Genomic DNA, 3,024 nt, shown 5'->3' on the forward strand with positions numbered 1-3,024 from the left:
CCTTCCCGGCCCCCGGACGGCCCCCCGCATGCCCGGGGACCGGGAAGGGCCCCCGGTGAGCGCCCCCTGCAATCGGTCCTCACGCGCGAAGCCCGGGTCGGGCTAGAACCTGACCTCATGAAAGTCGCCGTGCTCACCGGCGGGGGTGATTGCCCCGGCCTCAATGCGGTCATCCGCGCCATCGTCCGCCGTGCGAGCGAGCACGGCTTCGAGATGATGGGTCTGCGGGATGGGTGGAAGGGCCTGCTGGACGACAACCACTTCCGCCTCACGCGGGAGACCACCTCCGGCATCCTGCACCGGGGCGGCACCATCCTCGGCACCTCACGCGTCAACCCGTTCAAGGTGGAGAACGGCCTGGAGCGCGTGAAGCGCGCCATTGAACGCAATGGCATCCACGCGGTCATCGCCATTGGCGGTGAGGGCACCCTGTCCGCCGCCACGCGCATGTCCGAGGAGGGCGTGCGCATCGTCGGCGTGCCGAAGACCATCGACAACGACCTCAACGGCACCGACTTCACCTTCGGCTTCGACACCGCGGTGGGCATCGCCACGGAGGCGGTGGACCGGCTGCACTCCACGGCGGAATCCCACAAGCGCGTCATCGTCTGCGAGGTGATGGGCCGGCACGTGGGCTGGATTGCCACCTACGCGGGCATCGCTGGCGGCGCGGACGTCATCCTCGTGCCGGAGATTCCGGCCGACCTGGAGGCCGTGGCCCAGCACCTCCAGCGCCGCAACGCGGGCGGGCGCACCTTCTCCATCGTCGTGGTGGCGGAGGGCACGCGCATCAAGATGTCCGCCGAACAGGGCGAGCAGCTCATCACCAGCGGCGCGCTGGACGAGGCCGGCCGGCCCCGCCTGGGCGGCGTGGGCAACATCGTCGCCCAGGAGATTGAGCGCCGCACCGGCTTCGAGACGCGCGTGTCCGTGCTGGGCCACATCCAGCGCGGCGGCGCCCCCACGGCGCACGACCGGGTGCTCGCCACCCGGTTCGGCGTGCATGCGTGCGACATGGTGGCCCGCGGCGAGTTCGGCAGGATGGCCTCCCTGCGCGGCAATGAGATCGTCAGCGAGCGCCTCTCCGAGGCCACCCGCGAGCTCAAGCGCGTGCCCAAGGAGTTCTTCGAGGTCGCCCAGGTCTTCTTCGGCTGACCCGGTGTCCGACCCGCTGTCCTCCGACGTTTCATTCGGAGGACATTGACATGGTGCGCCATCGCCCTCCCCCACCGGGAGTGGAGGGCAGGGCGTTGCGCATCCGGTAGCATCGGCCTCCTTCACCCGCTCGCGAAGGGATGGTGCCGATGCTTACCGGTCGCATGATGGACTTCCCGCTCACCCTGACGCACTTCCTGGAGCGCGCGCGCTCCTATTACGCGGCGCAGGAGATTGTCAGCCGCAACCCGGACAAGTCCCTGCACCGCTACACGTACGCGGACTTCCACAAGCGCACGTGCCAGCTCGCCAACGCGCTGACACGGCTGGGGGTGAAGCCGGGGACGCGGGTGGCGTCGCTCAGCTGGAACCACCACCAGCACCTGGAGGTGTACTTCGGGGTGCCGGCGATGGGCGCGGTGATGCACACGCTCAACCTGCGGCTGCACCCCAACGACCTGGCCTACATCGCGCGCCACGCGGAGGACACGGTGGTGGTGGTGGACCGCTCGCTCTTGCCGCTGTTGGAGAAGTTCGAGAAGGCGGCGGGCTGCATCCAGCACGTCATCGTCATCCCGGACGACGGCCCGGTGCCGGAGGGCCGGCTGGACTACGAGAAGCTGCTCGCGGCGGAGCCGGACACGTTCGAGTTCCCGCGCCTGGATGAGAACAGCGCGGCGATGCTCTGCTACACGTCCGGGACGACGGGCAACCCGAAGGGCGTCCTCTTCAGCCACCGCTCCATCGTGCTGCACACGCTGGTGTGCTGCCTGCCGGAGGTGCTGGGGCTGAAGGAGGCGGACACGGTGCTGGCGGTGGTGCCCATGTTCCACGCGGCGGCGTGGGGCCTGCCGTTCGACGCGCTCCTCACGGGCGCGAAGCAGGTGCTGCCCGGGCCGCACCTGGATCCGCAGTCGCTGCTGGAGCTGATGCAGGGGGAGAAGGTCACGGTGGCGGGCGGCGTGCCCACCATCTGGCTGGGCATCCTGGCGATGCTGGACCGCGAGCCGGGCAAGTGGGACCTGAGCGCGATGCGGCACATGGTGATTGGCGGTTCGGCGGCGCCGCCGTCGCTCATCGACGGGTTCCGCAAGCGCCACAAGCTGGAGGTGCTGCACGCCTGGGGCATGACGGAGATGAACCCGCTGGGCACGCTCGCGCGGCTCAAGGGGGACCTGCACGCGGCGTCCCCGCAGGCGCAGCTGGATGCGTATGCGTCGCAGGGCTATTCGGTGCCCTTCGTGGAGACGCGCCACGTGAGCGACACCGGCGAGGTGTTGCCGTGGGACGGCAAGGCCATGGGTGAGCTGGAGGTGCGCGGGCCCATGGTGGCGGCCTCGTACTTCGGCGACGAGGGCAAGGACCGCTTCACCGCGGACGGGTGGTTCAAGACGGGCGACGTGGTGACCATCGACCCGGCGGGCTACCTGCACATCACCGACCGCAGCAAGGACGTCATCAAGTCGGGCGGCGAGTGGATCAGCTCGGTGGCGCTGGAGAACGCGCTGATGGCGCACCCGGCGGTGCTGGAGGCGGCGGTGTTCGCGGGACGGCACTCCAAGTGGGACGAGCGGCCGCTGGCGGCGGTGGTGTTCAAGGCGGGGCAGCAGGCGACGAAGGCGGAGCTGACGGCGCATCTGGAGAAGCAGTTCGCGAAGTGGTGGCTGCCGGATGACTTCCTCTTCGTGCCCCAGATTCCGCGCACGTCGACGGGCAAGTTCCTGAAGATGAAGCTGCGCGAGGATTTCGGGGACCACCTGTTGAAGGTGCCGGTCGCATCCTGAAGCGGTTGAAGCAATCGCCGCGCATCTGACACCCGCTGCCCCCCGGGGGTTGGCGGCTCGCGCCGGGGCGGGGCTGGGGGTACGG

The 3,024-nt window shown here is 69.6% G+C and carries 2 protein-coding genes; both read left to right on the forward strand.

Features of this window, described 5'->3' with window-relative positions:
- The first annotated feature begins 117 nt into the window (after positions 1-117).
- Positions 118-1,155: a 6-phosphofructokinase gene (locus D7X12_RS40570; RefSeq protein WP_120630461.1), complete on the forward strand. Its 1,038-nt coding sequence runs from the start codon at positions 118-120 to the stop codon at positions 1,153-1,155.
- A gap of 149 nt (positions 1,156-1,304) precedes the next feature.
- Complete coding sequence (locus D7X12_RS40575) at positions 1,305-2,939, forward strand: long-chain fatty acid--CoA ligase (protein WP_120630462.1); 1,635 nt, start codon at positions 1,305-1,307, stop codon at positions 2,937-2,939.
- Positions 2,940-3,024 lie beyond the last annotated feature (85 nt).

It is taken from the genome of Corallococcus sicarius (assembly GCF_003611735.1).
Taxonomy (GTDB): Bacteria; Myxococcota; Myxococcia; order Myxococcales; family Myxococcaceae; genus Corallococcus; species Corallococcus sicarius.

What these genes read in the sequence shown, in the direction of transcription:
- D7X12_RS40570 (WP_120630461.1), top strand. Translation starts at nt 118, where the DNA reads ATGAAAGTCGCCGTGCTCACCGGCGGGGGTGATTGCCCCGGCCTCAAT.
- D7X12_RS40575 (WP_120630462.1), top strand. Translation starts at nt 1,305, where the DNA reads ATGCTTACCGGTCGCATGATGGACTTCCCGCTCACCCTGACGCACTTC.